The organism is Burkholderia sp. LK4, assembly GCF_001043615.1.
Lineage (GTDB): Bacteria > Pseudomonadota > Gammaproteobacteria > Burkholderiales > Burkholderiaceae > Burkholderia > Burkholderia cepacia.
On record NZ_LDUL01000047.1, the window covers coordinates 187,047 to 209,501 of the forward strand.

Annotated in this window: 19 protein-coding genes; 5 read left to right on the top strand and 14 right to left on the bottom strand. The window is 68.3% G+C overall.

The window, feature by feature from the left end; translation table 11 throughout:
* Positions 1-3: 3 nt before the first annotated feature.
* Both VK92_RS24320 and VK92_RS24325 read right to left on the bottom strand, forming a co-directional pair.
* On the bottom strand, positions 4-453 hold the full coding sequence (locus VK92_RS24320; RefSeq protein ID WP_048027283.1) for a GNAT family N-acetyltransferase: 450 nt from the start codon (positions 451-453) through the stop codon (positions 4-6).
* Positions 454-567: 114 nt separating this feature from the next.
* Positions 568-1,107, bottom strand: coding sequence for a tetratricopeptide repeat protein (locus VK92_RS24325; RefSeq protein ID WP_226233671.1), 540 nt, complete (start codon positions 1,105-1,107; stop codon positions 568-570).
* Between the two features lie 197 nt (positions 1,108-1,304).
* Here VK92_RS24325 and VK92_RS24330 point away from each other — a divergent pair, with 197 nt between their 5' ends.
* Together VK92_RS24330 and VK92_RS24335 are read left to right on the top strand one after the other, a co-directional pair.
* Positions 1,305-2,624: a DUF6136 family protein gene (locus tag VK92_RS24330; protein ID WP_131723225.1), complete on the top strand. Its 1,320-nt coding sequence runs from the start codon at positions 1,305-1,307 to the stop codon at positions 2,622-2,624.
* A gap of 11 nt (positions 2,625-2,635) precedes the next feature.
* A complete protein-coding gene (locus VK92_RS24335) occupies positions 2,636-3,259 on the top strand; it encodes an ABC transporter ATP-binding protein (RefSeq protein WP_048027285.1) in 624 nt (207 codons plus the stop codon).
* Positions 3,260-3,695: 436 nt separating this feature from the next.
* On the opposite strand, the gene pntB is transcribed toward VK92_RS24335, so the two are convergent.
* The 7 genes from pntB to VK92_RS24370 form a co-directional block, all read right to left on the bottom strand.
* Positions 3,696-5,108, bottom strand: coding sequence for a Re/Si-specific NAD(P)(+) transhydrogenase subunit beta (gene pntB, locus VK92_RS24340; protein ID WP_027792749.1), 1,413 nt, complete (start codon positions 5,106-5,108; stop codon positions 3,696-3,698).
* A 13-nt stretch (positions 5,109-5,121) separates the two neighbouring features.
* Positions 5,122-6,714 (bottom strand): Re/Si-specific NAD(P)(+) transhydrogenase subunit alpha, encoded by a 1,593-nt coding sequence (locus VK92_RS24345; RefSeq protein ID WP_048027287.1) that lies wholly within the window; start codon positions 6,712-6,714, stop codon positions 5,122-5,124.
* A 589-nt stretch (positions 6,715-7,303) separates the two neighbouring features.
* Positions 7,304-7,888 (bottom strand): chloramphenicol phosphotransferase CPT family protein, encoded by a 585-nt coding sequence (locus VK92_RS24350; RefSeq protein WP_081071767.1) that lies wholly within the window; start codon positions 7,886-7,888, stop codon positions 7,304-7,306.
* On the bottom strand, positions 7,866-9,338 hold the full coding sequence (locus VK92_RS24355) for an MFS transporter (protein ID WP_063778364.1): 1,473 nt from the start codon (positions 9,336-9,338) through the stop codon (positions 7,866-7,868). The genes VK92_RS24350 and VK92_RS24355 overlap by 23 nt, the downstream gene beginning before the upstream one ends.
* A 91-nt stretch (positions 9,339-9,429) precedes the next feature.
* On the bottom strand, positions 9,430-10,449 hold the full coding sequence (locus VK92_RS24360) for a cyclase family protein (protein WP_048027289.1): 1,020 nt from the start codon (positions 10,447-10,449) through the stop codon (positions 9,430-9,432).
* Positions 10,450-10,522: 73 nt separating this feature from the next.
* Positions 10,523-11,803, bottom strand: a complete 1,281-nt coding sequence (locus VK92_RS24365) for a CaiB/BaiF CoA transferase family protein (RefSeq protein WP_048027291.1) — start codon at positions 11,801-11,803, stop codon at positions 10,523-10,525.
* 92 nt (positions 11,804-11,895) lie between these two features.
* Positions 11,896-12,660 carry an IclR family transcriptional regulator gene (locus tag VK92_RS24370; protein WP_048027293.1) on the bottom strand — a complete coding sequence of 255 codons (765 nt, stop codon included), beginning with the start codon at positions 12,658-12,660 and terminating at the stop codon, positions 11,896-11,898.
* Positions 12,661-12,902: 242 nt separating this feature from the next.
* Here VK92_RS24370 and VK92_RS24375 point away from each other — a divergent pair, with 242 nt between their 5' ends.
* The 3 genes from VK92_RS24375 (at position 12,903) to VK92_RS24385 (ending at position 16,582) form a co-directional block, all read left to right on the top strand.
* The gene (locus VK92_RS24375; protein ID WP_048027295.1) at positions 12,903-13,805 is read left to right on the top strand and encodes an HpcH/HpaI aldolase/citrate lyase family protein; all 903 of its coding nucleotides are present in this window, start codon (positions 12,903-12,905) and stop codon (positions 13,803-13,805) included.
* A 183-nt stretch (positions 13,806-13,988) separates the two neighbouring features.
* Entirely contained in the window at positions 13,989-15,071 is a 1,083-nt protein-coding gene (locus VK92_RS24380; RefSeq protein ID WP_048027300.1) for a porin, read from the top strand.
* A gap of 44 nt (positions 15,072-15,115) precedes the next feature.
* Complete coding sequence (locus VK92_RS24385) at positions 15,116-16,582, top strand: MmgE/PrpD family protein (protein WP_048027302.1); 1,467 nt, start codon at positions 15,116-15,118, stop codon at positions 16,580-16,582.
* 16 nt (positions 16,583-16,598) lie between these two features.
* Here VK92_RS24385 and VK92_RS24390 read toward each other — a convergent pair whose 3' ends face one another.
* The 5 genes from VK92_RS24390 to VK92_RS24410 all read right to left on the bottom strand — a co-directional run bounded on the left by VK92_RS24390 (position 16,599) and on the right by VK92_RS24410 (position 22,434).
* Positions 16,599-17,528, bottom strand: a complete 930-nt coding sequence (locus VK92_RS24390) for a LysR family transcriptional regulator (RefSeq protein WP_048027736.1) — start codon at positions 17,526-17,528, stop codon at positions 16,599-16,601.
* Between the two features lie 292 nt (positions 17,529-17,820).
* Positions 17,821-18,840, bottom strand: a complete 1,020-nt coding sequence (locus VK92_RS24395; RefSeq protein ID WP_048027303.1) for a cyclase family protein — start codon at positions 18,838-18,840, stop codon at positions 17,821-17,823.
* Positions 18,837-20,330, bottom strand: coding sequence for an MmgE/PrpD family protein (locus VK92_RS24400; protein WP_053077831.1), 1,494 nt, complete (start codon positions 20,328-20,330; stop codon positions 18,837-18,839). The genes VK92_RS24395 and VK92_RS24400 overlap by 4 nt, the downstream gene beginning before the upstream one ends.
* The gene (locus VK92_RS24405; RefSeq protein WP_021156600.1) at positions 20,327-21,199 is read right to left on the bottom strand and encodes an HpcH/HpaI aldolase/citrate lyase family protein; all 873 of its coding nucleotides are present in this window, start codon (positions 21,197-21,199) and stop codon (positions 20,327-20,329) included. Before VK92_RS24405 ends, VK92_RS24400 begins: the two co-directional genes overlap by 4 nt.
* Entirely contained in the window at positions 21,196-22,434 is a 1,239-nt protein-coding gene (locus tag VK92_RS24410; RefSeq protein WP_122982890.1) for a CaiB/BaiF CoA transferase family protein, read from the bottom strand. Before VK92_RS24410 ends, VK92_RS24405 begins: the two co-directional genes overlap by 4 nt.
* Positions 22,435-22,455 lie beyond the last annotated feature (21 nt).

Consider the following 22,455-nt stretch of genomic DNA (forward strand, 5'->3'; position numbering starts at 1 on the left):
GATCTACGCCGTCGCCGAACCCGGTTCGCGCACGTAGTAGATGTCCCACTCCGCTTCGTCGGCCTGCACGAAGCCGTGCCGCGCATAGAAACGGTTCGAATCGCTGCCGCGCAGCGCGCCGACACGCACGGGCACGCGCTGCGCGTCCGCCTCGGCAAAGATCCGCTGCAGCACGGCCGCGCCGATGCCCTTTCCCTGGTGCGCGGGCACGATGTACAGATGGTCGAGCAACCAGTGGTCTTCCTGCGGCCGAACCACGAAGAAACCCGCGTTCACGCCATCGGCTTCGATGAAGCGGCATAGCGCCGGGTCGAACGACGCGAGAAAACGCTCGCGCGCACGCTGCGGATCGAAGCGGCCGATGCGCTCGAGGCTGTCGCGCATCGCGGCGATGCGAATCGCGACCAGCGTTTCGGCATCGGCCCGGATGGCGAGGGGAAAGGTCAGGTTCATGGGCAAGTCGTGCGCACTTGGAGAAAACGCTCGGCATCGCGGGGCAGCGCGACGCGACGCGGCCGCCAAAGCCTGCTCGCGATGCCGGCCGCCGGCCGGCACGCACGGCGCGCGTCAGGGCGTCTCGATGCCTTCCGCACGCGTGGCAAGGAATCGCAAGTACCTGGCATCCTCGTCCTCGAACAGCTCCGGCCCGCCCGCCATGTATGCGCGCATCAGTTCGTCGGCCGCGCGGTCGAGATTGCCCAGTTCGAACTGGCACTGGCCGAGCCGCAGATGCAGGAACGGGTTGCCGATCGCGTTCGGGAAGTGCATCGCCTGGCCGAGATTCTCGCACCCGGCCGCGTAGTCCTCTTGAAGGAAATTCGCGTCGCCGATCGCGGCCATCAACCACGTGCCGGCCTCCCAGTTCGTTTTCGGCTCGGGAAGCAGGTCGAATCCCGCCCGGAATTTCTCCAGCGCGCCTTCGTAGTCGCCGTCTTCCATCAACGCATCGCCCGCGTCGCTCAGCGCGCCGATCCGCTCATACAGCTCGTTGTCCAGTTCCGCCATGTCGAATCCCTGTTCCTGAGTTGAAATCGGCCCGGTGCGGCCGGTGGTTGCGATGCGATCGCGTGTGGTGTGGCGTGCCGTGTTGCGGTCCTGCCTGCTCATCCGCCCGGCATTCGTCCAGCATACCCGAGCCGTATGACGCGCGTGTCTCGACTTGCCGCGCACCTGTCCGGCATCTGCCGAACGGTCCGCGTCGGCGTCGTGCGCGTGAATCCCGATGCCACGCCGACGAAGGCCTCGTGCCACCGTGCCCCACCCGTTTGCGCGGCCGACACGGCGATTCGCGGCGTCGGTGTCTCATGCGGCACGGCGATCTCGCGCGTGCCGTCCCGGCCGCCAAAGGCAGGGATAGTTGTGCCGCGACGACCACCGTGGCAGGATGCCGGGTTCATTTGCTCGGTGAAAGGGAGCTGGAAGCGATGTTGTCTTGCCGACTCAGGTGGTACGCACTCGCGACGTCAAACCTGCTGCGCAGGCATTGGCAGGCGCTGCTCCTGCTGGCCATGCTGTTGCTGCCGGCGATGCCGGTGTTTTCGCAGACGCGAATTCTGGGTGCGCCGGTACTCGCGGCACTGGCACCGTCGCATGGCATCGAATGGCGGTTCGCGTGGGTGCACCTGCTCGAAGCCGTGGGCATCCTGTGGGTGCTGGCGCAGCGTCGTGCGATCACCGGGGGGCCGTTCGTCACCTTCCTCGCGTCCTTGCCCGTCTCCAACGGCCGCCGTCGCGCCATCGACACGATCGTCGTGATCGTCGCGAGTACGCCGCTGCTGCTGCCCGTGCTTGCCGCCGCCATCGCGCTCGCCTTCCTGCCGCAAAAGGCGATCAACTACCTGTTCGTTCTCGACCTGTTCCTGATCACGCTCGGATGGCAATTGACCGCGCTGTCGCGCAACCTGCGCAATGCAATCGCGTTGATCGTTGCCAATGTCTTCCTGATCGGCGGCTTTCACGCCGAGGGCGCGTTACGTCCCGCGTGGCTGACCGTGGCATTGTTGCTCGCCGGTTTCACGATTGCGCATACGGCCCCTGCGCGGGCCGCCCGTTCGGAAATGCCGGGGGCGTTCTCGCGTCGTATCGCGGATGCGATCCGCGTCCGTGTCCGGAGCGGGCTGCCGCCCATCGCGAGGCTGCAGGTCGGCATCCTGCGGGACCGCGCCGCGAGCACCGCCGGGCACTGCCTGATGATGGGTGCGGTCACCGCTTCGACATGCTTCCTGCTTGCGCTCTGGGGGTTCGACCAGCGCGCCGTTCCGCTGACGCTGATCGCGCAGGCCGTCATCATGCTGATCGCGGCGACGACCTATCGCGATTTGCGAGCGGCGCACCTGCATGCGTCGCACTTCATGCAATCGTTGCCGCTGTCGACCTTTGCGAAGCGCCGGGCCGACTGGCTGACCGTTGCCGCGCTGGCGCTGCCGTTCGCCGCCGTCGCGCCGCTGTTGCTGGTGACGCACGGCGTGCTGTCATCGTGGATGGCGGCGGCGCTCGTGTGTTCGGGCGCACCGCTCGTCGCATTACACTATCTGCCGCAACGCTATGCGTCCCGACAATCCGTGTTGCTGGGCATCGCGCTGACCGTGGTCTGGGTCACGCTGGCCTGGCAAGTTTTCGTTTGACTACCCGATCCATGCTCCGCTTCGACAATCTCGGCAAGCGCTTCGACAAGCGCGTCATCTTCCAAGGGCTCAACTTCGCATCCGGCGCCGGGTGCGTGGCGCTGTGCGATGAAAACGGCAGCGGCAAGTCGACGTTGCTCGCCATTCTCGCCGGCACGATCGACGCGGACGAAGGTGAGGTCTGGCTCGGCGGCCATTCGCTGCGCACCGCGCCGCTCGCGGCGAAATCCGCGCTGGCGTACGTACCCGACGATTGCCTGACGTATCCGTTCCAGACCGGTCGCGCGTTTCTCGATCTCGTGGCGGCCGCCAAGAAAACCGTCGTCGACACCCGCACGCTCGAGCTGGCCGATCGATTCGGGCTCGCCCCGCATATGGACAAGCGCTTCGAGCAGATGTCGCTCGGCACGCGCAAGAAACTGTTCCTGACGGCGACGACACTCGGCGCGCCCACCGTCGTGATCGCCGACGAACCGGGCAACGGGCTCGACGCCGCGTCGCGTGCGGTGCTCGTCGACCTGTTCAGGACGTTGGCTGCGGACCGTGCCGTCTTTTTTTCGAGTCACGACCTGGCGCTGGCGCGCGCATGCGACGCGAGGATCACCAGTTTCGCGGAACTGGGAGCGGCTGGGTAGGCGACATCGTCATGCGCGGTCGTGTGGGAAGCACCGGCGCGGCTGCGTGACATGAGGAACGACGAGGAGAGGCGCCGGTATCGGCGGCTGGCAAGGATCTGGTGCCTGATTCGTGCGGTTACGCGCGATAGCACCTTCACACGGGACTGCGGTCGACCAGCACCATTCCGGAGGCCGGCCACGTGCTGGCAATCGTCATGCCGATGATGGAGCCGCCGCCCGCTCCAACGGCATCAATCGCGTGGTTCGTCGATCCGCGCACAGACGATCGATCGCGCTTTTTCCCCGGAAGTGCGAAACACCCGATTCCGTCTCGCACTTCCGTGACCTTCCCGATACGCATGGCGGGCGTGCCGGGCCCCGATCAACCCGCCGTTCGACACCACGGCCGCTGACCGTTCGACCCGCGCACCCACACGCCCGTGCGCGCCGATCGTCAGGCCTTCAACGCCCCGAAGACTTCGTCCAGCATCTTCTTGGCATCGCCGAACAGCATCCGGTTGTTGTCCTTGTAGAACAGCGGATTGTCGACGCCCGCATAACCTGACGCCATGCTGCGCTTCATCACGATCGAGGTCTTCGCCTTCCACACCTCGAGCACCGGCATGCCGGCGATCGGGCTGGCCGGATCTTCCTGCGCGGCCGGGTTCACGATGTCGTTCGCGCCGATCACCATCGACACGTCGGCTTCCGGGAAATCGCCGTTGATCTCGTCCATCTCCATCACGATGTCGTAAGGCACCTTCGCCTCGGCGAGCAGCACGTTCATGTGCCCCGGCATGCGGCCGGCCACCGGATGGATCGCGAAACGCACGTCGACGCCCTTCTCGCGCAGCACCTTCGTGAGTTCATGCACCGTGTGCTGGGCCTGCGCCACCGCCATCCCGTAGCCGGGCACGATGATCACGCTCTTGGCATCGCGCAGCAGCTCGGCCGTCTCCAGCGCGCTCACCGCCACCACTTCGCCGGCCGGCTGCGCGCCGGCGCCAGCCGCCGCGGGCGCACCGCTGCCGGTGCCGAAGCCGCCCGCGATCACGCTGATGAAGTTGCGGTTCATCGCGCGGCACATGATGTACGACAGGATCGCACCCGACGAGCCCACCAGCGCGCCGATCACGATCAGCAGGTCGTTGCCGAGCATGAAGCCGGTGGCCGCCGCCGCCCAGCCCGAGTAGCTGTTGAGCATCGACACCACGACGGGCATGTCCGCGCCGCCGATCGCCATCACCATGTGCACGCCGAACAGCAGCGACACCACCGTCATCACGATGAGCGGCGTCATGCCGTCCTGGATCGTCTCCGCATGCAGGAACGCACGACCGTAATAGATCACGATCAGCAGCGCGGCGAGGTTGAGCCAGTGCCGTGCCGGCAGCAGCAGCGGCTTGCCGCCGATCTTGCCGGAGAGCTTGCCGAACGCGATGACCGAGCCCGCGAAGGTCACCGCACCGATCAGGATGCCTACGTAGATTTCCACTTCGTGGATCGCGTGCTCGGCACCCGTGAACTGAACCGACGTATCGATGTAGCTCGCGAAACCCACCAGGCACGCCGCCAGACCGACCAGGCTGTGCATCAGCGCAACCAGTTCGGGCATCTGCGTCATCTGCACCTTCTTCGCGGCGACGAGGCCGACGGCGCCGCCGACGACCAGTGCAGCCACGATATAAGGAATGCCTTCGGCCGACACGCGCGGGCCGAGCACGGTGGCGAGCACGGCGATCAGCATGCCGATCATGCCGAGCAGGTTGCCGCGGCGCGCGGTCTCGGGGTTCGCCAGCCCGCCGAGGCTGAGGATGAAGAGGATGGCCGCGCCGATATAGGAGACGGTAGTCAGGTTGGAAGTCATTGTTGTCGTCTCCTTACTTGCGGAACATCGCCAGCATGCGGCGCGTCACCGCGAAGCCGCCGAACATGTTGACGGCCGTGAGCGTCAGCGCACCCACCGCCAGGCCGAGGATCAGCCCCGAAGGACGCCCCTCCGCCGCGGCCTCGCCCAGCGGCGGCGCGACCTGCACCAGCGCGCCGATCGCGATGATCGACGAGATCGCGTTGGTGACGCTCATCAGCGGCGTATGCAGCGACGGCGTGACGTTCCAGATCACCATGTAGCCGACGAAGCAGGCCAGCACGAACACCGTGAAGTGCGACAGGAACGTGGCCGGCGCGAACTGGCCGACCAGCAGGAACGCCAGTGCGCCGACGGCGAACGTGATGGCGAGCGACTTCGCCGACATCGGCGCGCCGCTGCCATGTCCGTGCCCCTTGGACGCGGCTGCCGCGACCGGCGGCGTGGCGGGTTTCGGTGCCGCGACCGGCTGCTGGATCGGCGGCGGCGGCCAGGTCACGTTGCCTTCCTTGATGACCGTGAGGCCGCGGATCGCGTCGTCGTTGAAGTCGACGTTGATCGTGCCGTCCTTCGCCTTGCACAGCTCCTCGATCACGCGCAGCAGGTTGGTCGCGTACAGCGTCGACGACTGTCGTGCCAGGCGCGACGCGAGATCCGTGTAGCCGACGATCGTCACGCCGTGGCGGACCACCGCCTCGCCCGGCACCGTCAGCTCGCAGTTGCCGCCCTGCTCGCCGGCCATGTCGACGATCACGCTGCCCGGCTTCATCGACTGCACCATCTCGGCCGTGATGAGCTTCGGTGCCGGCTTGCCCGGAATCAGCGCGGTGGTGATGATGATGTCCGCATCCTTGGCCTGCTGCGCGTACATCGCGCGCTGCGCCTGCTGGAAGCCTTCGCTCATCACCTTCGCATAACCGCCGCCGCCCGAGCCTTCTTCCTCGTAGTCGACCTTGACGAATTCGCCGCCGAGCGACTTGACCTGGTCGGCCACTTCCGCGCGCGTGTCGTTGGCGCGCACGATCGCGCCGAGGCCGGCGGCCGTGCCGATGGCCGCGAGGCCGGCCACGCCCGCGCCGGCGACGAACACCTTGGCCGGCGGCACCTTGCCCGCGGCCGTGATCTGCCCGTTGAAGTAACGGCCGAACGCATGGGCCGCCTCGATGACGGCGCGGTAGCCGCTCACGCCGGCCATCGACGTGAGCGCATCCATCTTCTGCGCGCGCGACAGCGTGCGCGGCAGGGAATCGATCGCCAGCACCGTGGCCCGCTTCGCGGCCAGCTGCTGCATCAGTTCGGGGTTCTGCGCCGGCCAGACGAAACCGACCAGCGTGCTGCCGTCACGCATCAGCGCGACTTCCTCGCTGCTCGGCGGGCGCACCTTGAGGACGATATCGCCGCGGCCCCACAGATCGGCGGCCGTCGCCACGACTTCGGCCCCGGCCTTGCGGTAGTCGTCGTCGCTGAAGTTCGCGCCGGTGCCTGCACCGCTTTGCACGGCCACCGAGAACCCGAGCTTGATCAGCTTTTCGACCACGTCGGGAACCGTCGCTACGCGCCGTTCCTCGTTGGCCGTCTCCAGAGGGACCCCAATCAGTAATGTCATATCCTGAACTGTCAGTAGTGGCCGTCGCTAGGAGTTACGGCCTGCGTTTCAAGTCACCCAACTCAATCCGTGTACGACGCTGTTCCGCGGGCAGCTTCGCACTGCCGCGCCGAATTCACAAACTGTTCATCCTCTAAACAATCGGCTTGTCAGATCCGGGCGGTTCATGTTCATGCTCCTGCCTGATTTTTCCGACGAATAGCCGGCGCATGATCCATTCGGATAAGAACTGCGAAGCATATCCCGTGCCAAAGTCTTTCCGAAATTTATATTTTGAATCGGCGCGCATTCAATCCATGAATCCCCTGTCTGGACACGGCGGGCCCATAACCTGGCGTTTACCCGCTGGAACCGCTCCCCATGGCCTGTCGGCGCATAAATCCGCTTGAAATTCGCTTTCAATCCGTTCGAAACATGAAAAACCGGTTATCGGCACAAACGCTTCGGAATCGGTTTCATCGCGAATGTCCCGTTTCTCCGCACAATGCGATTTGTCGCGTGCGAACGACATCATCCGCGTGGCCGATGACATTCGTTGCCGGCGAGTTTAAGGGAGAACGCGGCCTGTCACGATCGAGCGCGACGACGATCACTCGCGCTGCGCGTCGACGTGGGCACGGATGCGGCGCGCGCCTTCTTCCGGCGTGCATGTCGACGTGTCGATGCGCAGCGCGTAAGGCCGCGAATAAGCCGGATGCCCGAACTGGGAGCGGGCCATGCCCTCGCCGCGATCGGGCCTCGCGCGTTCGCGCTGTTCGAGGATGTCGAGCGGGCACGTCACGCCGATGACGAAGGTCTGACGCGGCGACAGCGCGGCAACGCATGCGTCGAGCGCGGCCGGATCCCGGAGCACGAGATCCAGCACGATCTCGAAATGGCTGGCCGCGATCCGTGCGAGCGTCGACTGCAGGTTGAGCTGATGGAGTCTCAGCGCCTGATTCAGCTCCTCGTCCGATCGCATGTCACGTCGGCGCGACATCTCGACGAACGCGTCGAGCGAGACGTGAAACGTCGGCACGTCCGACCCTTGCTGGAGCGCCCTGGCCAGGCTGCTCTTCCCTGCACTGGTCGGGCCGTGCAATACGACGGCAACGGGTTTCATGGCGATGGTCGATGGGCGAGGTGCCCGGTTGCCGCGATGAATCAGGATGCTAGCCCAATTTTCGCCGCCCATCGACACGCCCGGTCGGCGCTTCGGCGAGCCCGCGCAACGCCGCCGCGTTCCCGGCGCCGTCCGCGATCTCGTCCAGAGCCCGGTTGTTGGTGCGCGGCCCGAACACGCCGATCGACACCATCACGATCAGCATGCTGCCGCCGATCAGCACGAACACGGCCGGCACCCCCGCCCGTTCGAGCAGCAGCGCGACGATGAAACTGCTCGCGATCCCCGTCAGGCGGCCGATCGAATGCACGAAGCCGAGCGCGCGCCCGCGGATCTCGGTCGGAAACACTTCCGACTGGTACGCGGTGCCGTTGCTCGCGAGCACCGTGTTGGACAGCGTGACGAGCAGGCCGAACGCGATCACGAACGGCGCCTGCGCCGACATCGCGAACGCGGTGCCGAACAGCGCGACGCCGAACGCCGACGCGACGATCAGCCATTTGCGCTCGACCCGGTCGGCGAGCAGGCCGGCGACGAACGGCGACACCGGATACGCGAACGCGATCACGAACGCATACCAGAGGCTCTTCGTGACGCTCGCGCCCTGCGCGGCGAGCAGCGTCGGCAGCCACTGGCTGAAACCGAAGAAACCGATGCTCAGGAAGGCATTGAACGCGATCAGCATCGTCGTGCGGCCGCGATGCCGCGCATCCCACATCGACGGCGCGCGCTGTGCGGCAGTGGCCTTGGCCGTGGCCGCCGCGACCGGCGTCGGGACTGCGGGCAGCGGCCGGCCGGATTCCCGCTCGACGGCCTGCTCGAGCCGCTGCAGCACGGCTTCGGCCTCGGCCTCGCGGCCCGTGTGGGCGAGCCAGCGCGGCGACTCCGGCAACCGCGACTGCAGCCACCAGACGAAAACCGCGCCGCTGCCGCCGAACAGCACGACCCAGCGCCATCCCGACATGCCGAGCGGATCGTGCGGCACCCATAACCACGACACCAGCGCCAGCACGGGCATCGCGAGATAGCCGACCGCGAAGCACAGCGCGAACGCGCGGCCGCGCACCGCCTTCGGCACCAGCTCGGTCAGGAACGCGCCGATCGTGATCAGCTCCGCGCCGATGCCGCAGCCCGCGATGAAACGGCACACGAGGATGCCGAGCGCATGCGTCTGCACGCACATCGCCAGGCTCGCCGCCGTGTAGAGCAGCAGCGCGCCGGTGAACAGCGCGCGCCGTCCGAAGCGATCCGCGAGACGCGACACGAACATCTCGCCGACGAACAGCCCGGCGAACGTCGCCGCGCCGAGCGCGCCCTGGTCCGACATGCCGAGCACGCCGTGCGAGCCCGCGTGAAAGATGCCGTCGCGGATCAGCCCGGGCGGCAGATAGGTCATCTGGAACAGGTCGTAGACCTCGAAAAACCCGCCGACGCTCAGAAACAGCACGAGCGTCCAGATGGTGGCCGTCGCGGGCAGGCGGTCGATGCGGGCGGCGATCGACGCCGCATGGGAATGAGACATGGCGATTCCTCGATGATCCGCCCGCGCGGCCTGCGCGAAGCGGCGAAGCGGCACACCCGGCGCCGGCGCGGCATGCGCGCGGCGCCGGCGTTCATACGGTGGCGACCGGATTGACCGGCGACCCGACGAGCCCGCGCAGGTGCAGCGGCGGCGCGGTCAGCAGGAAGCGGTTGCGCCGGTGCGCGTGCAGCCAGTCGGCGAGCGGCGTCAGGTGCCATAGCTCGCCGAGGTGAATGCCGAGCTTGAACAGGCACAGCTCGTGCAGCGGCATCAGCGCGCCGGGCCGCTCGCGCGCCCGCGCATCGCGCGGCCGCTCCTCGACCGCGTGGTTGTCCGCCGCGAGCGCGGCGAGCCCCGACGCGTCGATCCATTCGAGCAGGCGCGCGTCGTTGCCGTCGAGCACGCAGCACACGTCCGGCGCGCCGGACTCGCCGCGCGCGTCGGCGTCGAGCAGGCGATCGGCGAAGCCCGTATGCACGCACACGATGTCGCCGCGCTCGACGATCACGTCGTCCGCGCGCAGCACCGCCATCCACTCCGCGTAGCCGATCTTGCGCCGCTCGTCGCCGAAGTGGCGCCGCAGGTCGACGAGCACGCCGCGCCCCTGCACGCCCGTCTGCGCCATCACCTCGATGCCGAGCGCACGCGCGCCGCCGCGCGGCGCACCCGCTTCGGGCACCTGGATGTGCTCGTCCATCCGGTAGCCGTTGTAGAACACGCGGGCCCGCTCGCCGTCACCCGCCGGATCGAACAGCGAGCCGACGTGCGACAGCGCATCCCACTGCGTCGAGAACTGCGAATGCATGCAGAACGAATCGTCGCAGACGACATCGGTTGCGTTCGCAACCTGTTCATCCGCCCGATAGCCGAAATACGGCTTGTCGCCGAGCAGCGCCGGCATGATCGCCGGCGGCCGGCGCCGTGCGTTCAACCCGCCGCCGCGCGGCACGTCGAGCGGCAGGCTCAGCGAAAACACGCGGCCTTCGCGCACCTCCGCGACGCCGCGCAGCACCGCGTCGGCGGTCAGCCAGTTCAGGCGCCCTTTCTGATCGTCCGGGCCGAAATCTCCCCAGTTCGAGCCGGGCGGCCGATGGGTCCAGCGTGGTTCCATGGTGTCTCCTCCATGCAATGTCCAGGGTGCGGCGGCCGTCCTTCGCGGCCGCATCGCACATCGCACGTCGCGCCTACCGCGTGCGGATCACGCCCAGCCCCGCGAGCCGCTCGTATTCGCGTTCGCCGAGCAGCGGCAGCAGGATCTCGCGATTGTTCTCGCCGAGCGCGGGCGCGGGCCGGCGAAACGTGCCGGGCGTGGCCGACAGGCGCGGCGTGATGTTGTGCATCGGCAGGCTGCCGACGTCGTCGTCCGGCAGCTCGACGAGCGCCTCGCGCTCGATCACGTAGTGATCCTGAACGATCTGCGCGATATCCTGGATCGGCCCGACCGTCACGCCCGCTTCTTCGAAGAACGCGAGATTGTCAGCGAGATCGCGTGCGGCGATGAATTCGCCGACGATCGCATCGAGCGCCTCCGCGTGCTGCACGCGCTGCACGTTGGTCGCGTAGCGCGGATCGTCGATCAGCTCCGCGCGGCCGATCGCGCGGAACAGCCGCTCGGCCATCGCCTGCGTCGAGCTCGACAGGCACAGCCACTTGCCGTCGCGGGCCCGATACGCGTTGCGCGGCGCGGTGTTCGACGAGCGGCTGCCGGTGCGTTCCTTGATCTTGCCGGTCATCACGTAGTTCGCAGCGGCCGGGCCGAGGATCGACAGCAGCGGCTCGAACAGCGACACGTCGATCACCTGCCCCGCCGCGCCGTGCGCGTCGCGCGCATGCAGCGCGACCAGCACGGCGATCGCGCCGGACAGCCCGGCCGTCATGTCGCCGAGGAACATCGGCGGCAGCACCGGCTCGCGATCGGCGAAGCCGTTGATCGCCGCGAACCCCGCATAGCCTTCCGCGAGCGTGCCGAAGCCCGGCTTGTGACGGTAGGGCCCGGTCTGCCCCCAGCCGGAGATCCGCGCGATCACCAGCTCGGGACGGATCGCGAGCAGGTCGTCCGGGCCGAGCCCCATCTTCTCGGCGACGCCGGGCTTGAAGCTTTCGACGAACACGTCCGCGTCGCGCACCAGCCGGCGGACGATATCGATGCCCTCGGGCGCGCGCAGGTCGACGCACACGCTGCGCTTGTTGCGCCCGTATACCTTCCAGTTCGTGCTGATCCCGCCCGCCCCGACCGCGCGCAGCGTATCGCCGCGCTCGCTCTCGACCTTCACGACGTCCGCGCCGAAATCGGCGAGCTGCACGCTCAGCATGTTGCCGGCCATCAGGCGCGACAGGTCGACGACGCGCACGCCCGCGAGCGGCCCCTGCGCGCCGGCGTCGAACGGTTTCGGATGAATCGGGCCGGTGGACGCGCGACGGTGCGCGCCGGCCGCGTGAGCGGCCTGCGGGTCGGTAACGAACATGCTTGTCTCCTGGTTGGTGTATGCGTCGTGCGAGGCGGACTGCAAGGCGGACTTCGAGGCGGCCTTCGAGGCGCGCTCAGCCGCGCGCGGCGCTACTCGAGCAGCGCGCCGAGCTGGTCGGCCGCGCGAAATGCCGCGCCGGCAGCGGGCAGATCGCCGCCGAGCGCATGCGTCAGCTCGGCGGCGGCCGCCTGCACGCGCGGCAGGTAGTCGGCCAGCACCTTCTTGTTGAAGCGGTAACGCGGCACGCCGAGCGAGATCGCGCCGCTGAGCACGCGGCCGACGCCGAATGCCGGGCACGCGATCGCCGCGCTTTCCGGATCACGCTCGGCGATCGATACCGCGTAGCCCTGCTCGGCCGTCTTCTCGTAGTCACCGCCGCGCGTGCCGCTGAACGCAAGCAGCACACGCCCGGCCGCGCCGACGTCGAGCGGGAAGCGGTCGCCCTCGCGCAGGTGCGTGCGCACCGAGCGCTGCGCCTGGATGCGGAACAGGCACACGCGCTGGTCGCCTTCACGCACGTAGAACGCGGCCGTCTCGCCGGTTTCCGCCGACAGTCTCGACAGGATCGGCATCACGTACTCGCGCAGCTGGAACGACTCGCGATACATCATCCCGAGCTGGAACACGGCGGGCCCCAACACATAGCGCCCGTCCGGCAGGCGCTTGATGAAGCGGAACTGCTCGAGCGACTCGAACATCCGCAACAGCGTGCTCATGTTGAGCCCCGTCTCCTCGCTCACCTGCGCGAGCATCAGCCCGCCTGGCGCGTTGCCGAACGCCAGCAGCGCGGTCAGCGCGCGGTTGACCGCGGCCACGCCGCCCTCTGCCGGACTGCTTGTCTCCACCTTGTTCATGTCCACCTCGTGCGATGCCGGGCCGTTCGTGTCAGGTCGGTGCCACGTTACGGCGGCCGGCATCGAAAAATGAAAGTCGCTTTCATTATACGCAGATCGTCGATGACATCAACATGAATCCGCACAGCTTCGTTCGGTCATCATCCTGCAATGTTCCTTGATACTAGGCGTTAACGATAATCTTGACGAATGCGGTCATCCACCACAAAAATGAAAGTGACTTTCATTTTATGAGACCGTAGATGAATTCATCGTCACAACCCGTCTGGCGCTCGCTGCTGTACGTCCCCGCGCACGTCCCCCGTTTCGTCGCATCGGCCGCCGCGAGCGACGCCGATGCGCTGGTCCTCGATCTCGAGGACAGCGTCCCGCCCGCATGCAAGGCGGCCGCCCGCGACGGGCTGGCCGACGCCGTGCCGGCGCTGCGCGCGCCGGGCCGCGACCTGCTGGTGCGCGCCAACGGCCCGCTCGACCTGCTCGTGCCCGACCTGCGCGCGGCCGTCCGGGCCGGCGTGGACGGCGTCGTGCTGCCGAAGGTGCGCGGCGGCTCGCACATCGAGGCGATCGACGAACTGCTGGCCGCGCTCGAAGAAGAAGCCGGCGCGTTGCCCGGCCGCACGCGGATCGTCGCGATCGTCGAAACGCCGCGCGCGTTCCAGGCAATGGACCGGATCGCGCAGGCGTCGCCGCGCGTCGTCGCGATGATGCTGGGCGGCGGCGACTTCGCGCTGAACTGCGAAAGCGGCGCGAGCGCCGATGTGCTGCGCGTGCCGAAACAGTTGCTGATCATCGCCGCGCGCGCCGCCGGCATCCTGCCGCTCGGCCTCATCGGCGGCCTCGACGAACTGCGCGATCTCGACGCGTTCGAGCGCATCGCTCGCGCGTCCGCGGAGCTCGGTTATGCAGGCGCGACCTGCATCCACCCGCTGCAGGTCGGCGCGCTCAACCGTGCGTTCCGGCCCGACGACGCCGCGGTGCGCGACGCACACGCGGTGCTGGCCGCCTACGACGACGCACGCGCGAACGGGCGCGGCGCGCTGCGCGTCGACGGCCGGATGGTCGACGCGCCCGGCGTCGCCCGCGCGAAGCGCGTGCTCGCGCGTCACGCGGCGGTACAGGCACGCGCCGACGGCGTGCCCCGGTAATGCGGGCACCGCCCTTCATCGCCGCGCGTCCATGCGCGTGTCGCGCGGTGCGCGCACGCGTCCCGTCACGATGCCGTCCGTTCGCCACCCGGCCCGGATAGCGTCGCCCCGCAGTACCGCCGCACCGCTCGACCGGCGCGGCGCCGAACTCAAACAAAAACAAACCCTGGAAGGAGACAAACCATGGGCAAGCGGATGTCCGCACTGTGCGGACTGGGCCTCGTATCGGCCGGCGCCTGCGCGCAGAGCACGATCACGCTGTATGGCGTGGCCGACATCTATACGGAATTCCTCACCCATCAGGCCGCGCCCGGCGACAAGTCGTCGGCATCGCTCGTGCGGATGGCGTCGGGCGGCAAGAGCGGCTCGCGCTGGGGCCTGAAGGGCGTCGAGGACCTCGGCGGCGGCTGGCAGGCCGCGTTCCGGCTCGAAAGCGGCATCAACCTGAACAACGGTACCGGCACCGGCGCGGGCGGCTTCGACCGCTCCGCATGGGTCGGGCTGCAGCACGAGCGCTGGGGCGCGCTGCGGCTCGGCCACCAGTACACGACGCTGTTCGACGTGATGGAGCGCTATTCGCCGACGGGCGCGTACTCGACGCTGTACGAGCCGGCCGGCGCGATCGTCGGCGTCAACTTCCGCGAGAACAACGTCGCCAAGTATCTGGCGAAGATCGGCCCGCTGACGCTCGAAACGCACTATTCGTTCGGCGGCACGCCCGGCGCGTTCCAGTCGAACGCCGCTTATGGCGCCGGCTTCGACTATGCCGGCGGCGCATTCTCGTTCGCCGCCGCGTTCGACAACGTCAACACCCCGCAGCCGGGCGGCTTCGCGCATTTCCGCCGCTACGCCGCCGCCGCGATCGCGTCCGTCGGACGTGCGCAGCTGCTGGCCGGCGTCACGTACGGCCAGAGCGGCGTCGCCGCGCCGTCGGTCGTGACGCGCTACACGTTCTGGTGGGCCGGCGTGCGCTACGCGATCACCCCTTACCTGCAGGCGGTCGGCGCGTTCTATTACGAGGACATCCGTGCGCAGAATGCGCCGAACGCGCAGACACCCGCGCCGCACCCGGCCAACCCGCAGCAGGTCACGCTGCAGCTGAACTACTTCCTGTCGAAAGCCGTCACGCTGTACCTGGCGGGCGGCTACGCGCGCCGCGCCGCGCTCGATTTCGACAACTACAACTACAACTTCCTCCACTACACGCTGGCCGGCGACCGCGCCAGCAGTGCGGGCGTGGCACTCGGCCTGCGCAAGCTGTTCTGACCTCGCCTCTCCCCAGTTTCAGGAACCTTCGGAGTCTTCGCACAATGAACCGCCGCCACTTCCTTTCCACGCTGACCGGCGCGGCGCTCGCGCTGCCGTTCGCCCACGCCCGCGCCGGCGCGCTGCCGGTTGCCGCCGCCCCCGGCCGCCCCGATCTCGCGCAGCAGCTCGCCGACTACGCGGCCGGGCTGCAGTATCGCGACCTCGACGCCGCGACGATCGAGACGATCAAGGCGCACCTGATCGACGCGCTCGGCTGCGCGATCGCCGCGCACGACGAACGTCCGGTACGCATCGCGCGCGACGCGGCGCTCGCGTCGCCGGGCGGCGTGTCGACGATCGTCGGCACGAACCAGCGCACGAGCCCCGATCTCGCCGCGTTCGCGACCGGCACCGCACTGCGCTACTACGATTTCAACGACGCGTACGCCGGCAAGGAGACCGGCCATCCGAGCGACAACATGTCCGCGTGCCTCGCGGTCGCCGAAGCGCAGCACGCAAACGGCCGCGACCTGATCCTGTCGATCGCGATCGCCTACGAGATCGCGTGCCGGCTGATGGACGCCGCCGCGATCAGCCCGCGCGGCTGGGACCACACGTGCTACAGCCTGCCCGCCGTCGCGCTCGCCGCGGGCAAGCTGATGCGCATGCCCGCGCCGCAGCTGGTGCAGGCGGTGAACCTGTCGATCAACAGCCATCTCGCGCTGAACCAGACGCGCGTCCAGGAATTGTCGAACTGGAAGGCGCTCGCCGATGCGGACGCGGCGCGCAACGCGGTGTTCTCGACGCAGCTCGCGCGCGCCGGGCTGACCGGCCCCGCGCCGATCTTCGAAGGCATGGCGGGATTCTTTCCGCAGGTGTCCGGGCCGTTCGCCGTCGACACGCGCGAATTCGGCGGGCGCGGCGGCGCGTTCCGGATCGGCAAGTGCTTCGTGAAGTTCTATCCCGCGCAAGGGCTCACGCAGACCGCGATTCCGGCCGCGCTCGACGTCGCCGCGCAGGTCGGCGACCTGCGCCGCATCCGGCGCATCGAGATCGACACGACCGAAGTCGGTTATGTGACGGCCGGCCGCGACCGCGAAAAATGGGCGCCGTCGACGCACGAGACCGCCGATCACAGCCTGCCGTACATCGTCGCGCGCGCGATGCTCGACGGCGACATCACGACCGAGAGCTACCGGCCCGACGCGCTGCACGATCCGGCGCTGCGCGCGTTGATCGAGCGGATCACGGTGCGCGAGGACCCGGCGCTGACCGCCCGCTATCCCGCGCACGCGCCGAACCGGGTGACGGCCGTGTGCGAAGACGGGTCGACCTGCACGAAGCAGGTGGACGACCTGCCCGGCTCGCCGACGCGGCCGATGCGGCGCGACGACTACGACGCGAAGTTCACGAAGAACTGCCGGCGGCACTGGAGCCCGGCGCAGATCCGCGCGGCGCTCGATTACCTGTGGCGGCTCGACGAGCAGCCCGACATCGCGACGCTGCCGCCGCTGCTCGTCGTCGGCTGACCGACGTGAACGAACCCTAAGCTTCCGCCGCGACGCCGTGCCGTTCGAGCGCTTCCGCGACCTCGACGATGCGGCTGCGCAGCCACGCGTGCGCGTTGCTGCCGTCGTAGCGCCGGTGCCAGTACAGCGACCACGCGACGGGCTCCATCGCGAGCGGCAGGTCGCGGATCACGAGCCGCGCGTCGTCGAGGCTCAGCGCATGCCGCTCCGACATGATCACCGCGTACGGCAGCGCATCCAGCATGTTCGGCACGACGAGCCAGTGCGGCACGTTGAGCGCGATGCGCCGCGTGCAGTTCATGTTCGCAAGCAGGTTGTCGACCAGGCTGTGGTCGACCGGATTGATCGTCACGTTGAGGAAGTCGAGCGCGAGGAACCGTTCGAGCGTCAGCGGCATGCCCGCTTCCGGATGGCTGCGGCTCATCACGCAGACCATCCGGTCATGAAACACGATTTGCGACGACAGCGCGCCCGAATGTTCGAGGCCGGCACTGATCGCCAGGTCGAGCAGCCCGGATTCGAGTGCGTCGGCGGTCTTGGCGGCACTCATGTGCACGACGTCCATGCCGATATTCGGGCTGGTCAAGCGCATGCAGCGCAGCAGAGCCGGCAGCAAAAGCAATTCGGTGAGATCCGACATGCGCAACGTGAAATGGCGCTCGGACGTAAAAGGATTGAATTGATAATCCGATTCAAATAATTCCTCGATTTGTTGCATGATCTGTCGAATCGGCATCGCCAGCGCCTGTGCGCGCGGCGTCAACTCCATGCCGACCGCGGTGCGCGCCAGGATCTCGTCCTTGAACAGGAACCGCAGCCGCGCCAGCGCGTTGCTGACGGCCGGCTGCGTGAGGCCGACCTTCTGGCCGGCCCGGGTGACCTGTTTCTCCGTCAATAGCGCATCGAGTATGACCAGCAGGTTCAGATCGATCGAACGTAGATTCATGTTTGCGACCATCCACTAAACAGGTTAAACACCGCCTCCGATTGCGATTGAAAAATTCCGCAATCGGAGCAATCCCCTGATATTTAGTGCAATGCACAAGAATAGTCCAATCTTGACGTATCTATATTTTTAGGTATCGAGCGGTATTGGTTAATTTTTTAAATTAGTTGGTCCGTTTCGCGTCGATTCTTCCGGATACCGTACCAATCGGTCATTTGATTCGCGATTTTTGAAAAAAGGTCGCATTGCAAAAAAATGCGGGCGAACGCCGCCCCGGCGGCCGCCCGCAAGCTCAAACGGTCGCGACCGGATTCGCCGGTGCGCCGACCAGGCCGCGGATATGCAGCGGCGGCGCGGTCAGCAGAAACCGGTTCCGGCCGTGTGCATGCAGCCAGTTCGCGAGCGGCGTCAGGTGCCACAGCTCGCCGAGGTGAATGCCGAGCTTGAACAGGCACAGTTCGTGAAGCGGCATCAGCGCGCCCGGTTGCGCGAGCGGCTGCGCATGTTGCGGACGTTCCTCGATCGCATGGTTGTCGGCCACGAGCGCGGCCAGCCCCGATTCGTCGATCCATTGCAGCAGCCGCGCATCGCCGCTGTCCAGCACGCACGCGCTCGCGACCGTCGCCGGCGATCCGCCGTCGTCGTTCAGCAGCAGATCCGCAAAGCCGGTGTGAATGCAGACGATGTCGCCGCGCTCGACCTGCACGCGGTCCGCCTCCATCACCTGCATCAGTTCCGCGAAGCCGACCTTCGTGCGCGCGTCGCCGAAATGACGCCGCAGGTCGATCAGCACGCCGCGCCCCTGCACGCCCGTTTGCGCCATCACCTCGATGCCGAGCGCGTGCGCGCCGCCCGTCGCGTCGCCCTCTTGCGGCACCCGCAGATGCTCACCCATCCGGAAGCCGTTGTAGAACACGATTTCAGGCACGCCGTCGTCGTCCGCGTCGAACACGCCGCCCACGTGCGACAGGCCGTCCCATTGCGTCGAGAACTGCGAGTGCATGCAGAACGAATCGTCGCAGACCACATCGGTTGCGTTCGCAACCTGTTCGTCCGCGCGATAACCGAAATACGGCTTGTCGCCGAGCAGCGCCGGCATGATCGCGGGTGGCCGCCGCCGCGCGTTCAGCCCGCCGCCGCGCGGCACGTCGAGCGGCAGGCTCAGCGAGAACGACAGCCCCTCCCGCACTTCGGCCGCGCCCTGCCGCACCTTGTCCGGCGTCAGCCAGTTCAGCCGCCCCTTCTGATCGTCGGGACCGAAGTCGCCCCAGTTCGAGCCGGGCGGCCGCTTTTTCCAGCGGGGTGCATTCAAGATCGGTGTCCTCCTTCAATGCCCGACGTCAGCGCCGCGAGCGCATCGAGCGGCGCATCGTCGGCGAGCGACCGTACCGCGTCGCGCAGCGCGAGCGCACGCTCCATGCCGAGCGCCGAACTCGCCGCCAGCACGAATTTCGCGGTGAGTTCCTGCTCGGTCAGCGGCCGCGAATTCGTGCCCTTGCTCGACTCGATCCACGCTTCGCGCACTTGCCCGTCGCGCAGCTCGACGCGCAGCACGGCCGGCAGGAAATGCGGAAAGCGCGCATCGCACCATGGATCGGCCACGCAACGCACCTTCGCGGCCAGGGCGCGCCGTGCGGGGTCCCGCGCAAGCGCATCGTCGAAATCGTCGAACCAGACGCCGAGCCCGCCGCCGCCGAGCAGCGCCGCCGCGACCGTGTACGGCCCCGAGAACGCCGCCGCATAACCGTTCGGCGGATTCGCCTTCAACTCGGCCGGCTCGCCGATCGTACGCAGCGTCGACGTCGCGACCCGCAGCTCGGCCGACACCACGTCGTCCGCCGTCACGCCTTGGGCCTTCAGTTGCAGCGCCGCGTCGATGCCCGGATGCGTGAAGTGGTTGCACGGATACGGCTTGAAGATGATCCGGCTCGTCTCCCATTCGTCGCCCAGGTCGCGCAGTACCGCGTCGACGTCGGCGAGGTCGCCGCACCATGCGTGGAAGAAGCCGAAGCGGCCTTCGAGCGCGGTCGGCGGCGCGGTGACGCCCGCGCCCGCCAGTTCCGCCGCGCTCACGCCCGCATGCGCCGCCCAGCCGCAGTGGATCCGCTTCACCGAGCCGCCGGTGCGGTTCGCTTCGAGCAGGCCCGCGCCCATGCTCGCGGCAATGCCGAGCGCCGCCGCGATCTGCGCGGCATCGAGCCCGAGCAGCATCGCCGCGGCCGCCGCCGCGCCGACCGTGCCGCAGATCGACGTCGCGTGCTGGCCGCGCTCGAAAAACACCGAATTGCCGAGCCGCTCGTTGTAGGCGGCGACGCCCAGCCGGATGCACACCTCGGTGCCGACCGTGATCGCATCGAGCAGCGCCGCACCCGACGCGCCGCTCGCCTGCGCGGCGGCGAGCGCGGCCGGAATCACCGACGCGCTCGGATGCAGCACCGACAGCATGTGCGAATCGTCGAAGTCCATCGCATGCGCGAGCGTGCCGTTGACGAGCGCGGCACTCGCGGCCGGCAACCGGTCGGGCGCGCCGATCACGCTCGCCGGGCCGGTGCCCGCCCAGCGCCGTGCGACCTGCAGCACCGACTGCACGACCGGTTCGTCGTGCGCGATCAGGCTGTTGCCGACCACGTCGAGCACGCGCGCGGCGGCCTCGACGCGCAGCCGGTATTCCAGCCCTCCGGCGCGCACCTCCGCCGCAAAGCGGCCGAGCGCGCCGACGATGCCGTCGGGCGGCGCGGGCCGGGCCGGTGCCACCGGATCGGCGGCGGCCGCCGGAGCGGAAAGCGTCTCGGGTGTGCTCATGCCAGTGCCCCACTGAGTCGAAGATTGTTCGCGAGCGCGAGCGTCACGCGCGCGTTGGCGATCAGCGGCGGCGCGACCACGCGGCCGTCCGGCAGCACGAAGACCGACGACGCCGAGGCCTTGCCCGCTGCCGCATCGACCGCCTCGAGCACCCGCTCGGCTGCGCGGATCTCGTCTTCCGACGGCGTGAACACCTCGTTGATCACCGCGAGCTGCGACGGATGAATCGCGAAGCGGCCGAGGAACCCCATCGACTTGGCGCGCAACGTCGATTCCCTCAGCCCGTCGAGATCGGGCAGCGTGTGATAGACGGTCTGGATCGGCCCGGCGAGCCCCGCCGCGCGAGACACCACGACGCAGCGCGCGCGGCACACCTCGAGCGTGAAGTTGTCGACGCCGATCTGCAGGTCCGCGCGCAGGTCGCTCTCGCCGAGCCCGATCCGTTCGAGCCGCGGCGACGCGGTCGCGAGCTGGTAAGCCGTCTCGACGCCGTACGCCGACTCGATCAGGATCTGGATGCCCGCCTCGCTGCCGAGCGCGTCGAGCCAGCCCGCCACTTCCTGGATATGCTGCGGCAGGTCGCATTTCGGCAGCCGCAGCGCCTGCAGCGCCGGCTGCGCGATCGCGTCGACGTCGTCGCGACACCACGGGCTGCCGATCGGGTTGATCCGCACGTAGGTCGGCTTCGGCGGGCCTTCCGCGAGAATCGCGGCGGCCGCCTCGCGTGCTTCGGCCTTGTGGCTGGCCGGCACGGCATCCTCGAGGTCGAGCACGATGGCATCGGCCTCGCTTGCATACGCCTTGTCCACCACCTGCGCCTTGTGCGCGGGCACGTAGAGGTAACTGCGGTAGGTTGCGCTGGTTTTCATACAATGCCCCGTTCGGTCAAATCGGCGATCTCGTGCCGCTCCAGCCCCAATGCGCCGAATACTTCGTCGTTGTGCGTGCCGCGCGCCGGCCCGCCCCAGCGGATCGCGCCGGGCGTGTCGGACAGCCGGAACGGCACGTTGTGCGTGCGGAACGCGCCGAGCTCCGCATCGGGCACCGATACGACCGAGCCGAGCGCCGCGTACTGCGGATCGCGGAGCACGTCGGCAACGTCGTAGATCGGCGCGACCGCCGCCTGCGCGCGCTCGAACTCGGCGATCACGTCGTCGCGCGAGCGCTGCTCGATCCAGCCGCCGACCGCCGCATCCAGTTCGTCCGCATGCTTCGCGCGCTCGGCGCCGTTCGCGAACCAGGGTTCGTCGATCAGGTCCGCACGGCCGACGAGGCGCATCACGCGCTCCGCGATGCTGTGCGCCGACGTCGACAGCGCGACCCACTTGCCGTCCGACGTGCGGTACACCCCGCGCGGCGAATTGTTCGGCGAACGATTGCCGGTGCGCTCGGGCACCCGGCCCGTCTGGTCGTAGCTCGCGACCTGCGCGCCCATCGCGGCAAGCATCGTCTCGATGATCGCGAGATCGACGACCTGGCCGCGCCCGGTGTGCTCGCGCGCTTTCAGCGCCGTCATGATCGCGAACGCGGCGTTCAGCCCCGCGACGGTGTCCGCGAGCGGGAACGACGGCAGCAGCGGCGGCCCGTCGGCCTCGCCGGTGACCGACGCGAGCCCGCTCATCGCCTCGGCCAGCGTCCCGAAGCCGGGGCGGCTCGCATACGGGCCGAACTGCCCGAAGCCCGTCACCCGCACGAGCACGAGCCGCGGGTTGATCGCGGACAGCACGTCGTAACCGAGCCCCCAGCGTTCGAGCGTGCCGGGCCGGAAATTCTCGACGACCACGTCCGCCTGCGCCGCCATTTCGCGGAAGATCCGCTGGCCGTCGGCCGTGCCGAGATTCAGCGTGACGGCCCGCTTGTTGCGCGCGAGCACCTTCCACCACAACGGCACGTCGTCGCGACGCGCGCCGTACTTGCGCGCCGGATCGCCGTCCGGATGCTCGACCTTGATCACGTCGGCGCCGTAGTCCGCCAGCATCGTCGCCGCGAGCGGCCCCGCGAACAACGTCGCGGCGTCGATCACGCGAATGCCGTCGAGCGGCGCCGGTTTGGACGCGTCCGACGCCGCACCGGTGTCGACGCCCCCCATTTCCACAGTGGCCATGCCGTTCTCCAGTCAGATGGA

Excerpts from the sequence above, each read along its gene's own strand:
- VK92_RS24390 (WP_048027736.1), bottom strand. The coding sequence starts at position 17,528 with ATGAATCTACGTTCGATCGATCTGAACCTGCTGGTCATACTCGATGCG.
- VK92_RS24365 (WP_048027291.1), bottom strand. The coding sequence starts at position 11,803 with ATGTTCGTTACCGACCCGCAGGCCGCTCACGCGGCCGGCGCGCACCGT.
- VK92_RS24400 (WP_053077831.1), bottom strand. The coding sequence starts at position 20,330 with ATGAGCACACCCGAGACGCTTTCCGCTCCGGCGGCCGCCGCCGATCCG.
- pntB (WP_027792749.1), bottom strand. The coding sequence starts at position 5,108 with ATGACTTCCAACCTGACTACCGTCTCCTATATCGGCGCGGCCATCCTC.
- VK92_RS24330 (WP_131723225.1), top strand. The coding sequence starts at position 1,305 with ATGCGGCACGGCGATCTCGCGCGTGCCGTCCCGGCCGCCAAAGGCAGG.
- VK92_RS24385 (WP_048027302.1), top strand. The coding sequence starts at position 15,116 with ATGAACCGCCGCCACTTCCTTTCCACGCTGACCGGCGCGGCGCTCGCG.
- VK92_RS24410 (WP_122982890.1), bottom strand. The coding sequence starts at position 22,434 with ATGGCCACTGTGGAAATGGGGGGCGTCGACACCGGTGCGGCGTCGGAC.
- VK92_RS24380 (WP_048027300.1), top strand. The coding sequence starts at position 13,989 with ATGGGCAAGCGGATGTCCGCACTGTGCGGACTGGGCCTCGTATCGGCC.
- VK92_RS24320 (WP_048027283.1), bottom strand. The coding sequence starts at position 453 with ATGAACCTGACCTTTCCCCTCGCCATCCGGGCCGATGCCGAAACGCTG.
- VK92_RS24375 (WP_048027295.1), top strand. The coding sequence starts at position 12,903 with ATGAATTCATCGTCACAACCCGTCTGGCGCTCGCTGCTGTACGTCCCC.
- VK92_RS24360 (WP_048027289.1), bottom strand. The coding sequence starts at position 10,449 with ATGGAACCACGCTGGACCCATCGGCCGCCCGGCTCGAACTGGGGAGAT.
- VK92_RS24370 (WP_048027293.1), bottom strand. The coding sequence starts at position 12,660 with ATGAACAAGGTGGAGACAAGCAGTCCGGCAGAGGGCGGCGTGGCCGCG.
- VK92_RS24355 (WP_063778364.1), bottom strand. The coding sequence starts at position 9,338 with ATGTCTCATTCCCATGCGGCGTCGATCGCCGCCCGCATCGACCGCCTG.
- VK92_RS24335 (WP_048027285.1), top strand. The coding sequence starts at position 2,636 with ATGCTCCGCTTCGACAATCTCGGCAAGCGCTTCGACAAGCGCGTCATC.
- VK92_RS24405 (WP_021156600.1), bottom strand. The coding sequence starts at position 21,199 with ATGAAAACCAGCGCAACCTACCGCAGTTACCTCTACGTGCCCGCGCAC.
- VK92_RS24350 (WP_081071767.1), bottom strand. The coding sequence starts at position 7,888 with ATGGGCGGCGAAAATTGGGCTAGCATCCTGATTCATCGCGGCAACCGG.
- VK92_RS24325 (WP_226233671.1), bottom strand. The coding sequence starts at position 1,107 with ATGAGCAGGCAGGACCGCAACACGGCACGCCACACCACACGCGATCGC.
- VK92_RS24345 (WP_048027287.1), bottom strand. The coding sequence starts at position 6,714 with ATGACATTACTGATTGGGGTCCCTCTGGAGACGGCCAACGAGGAACGG.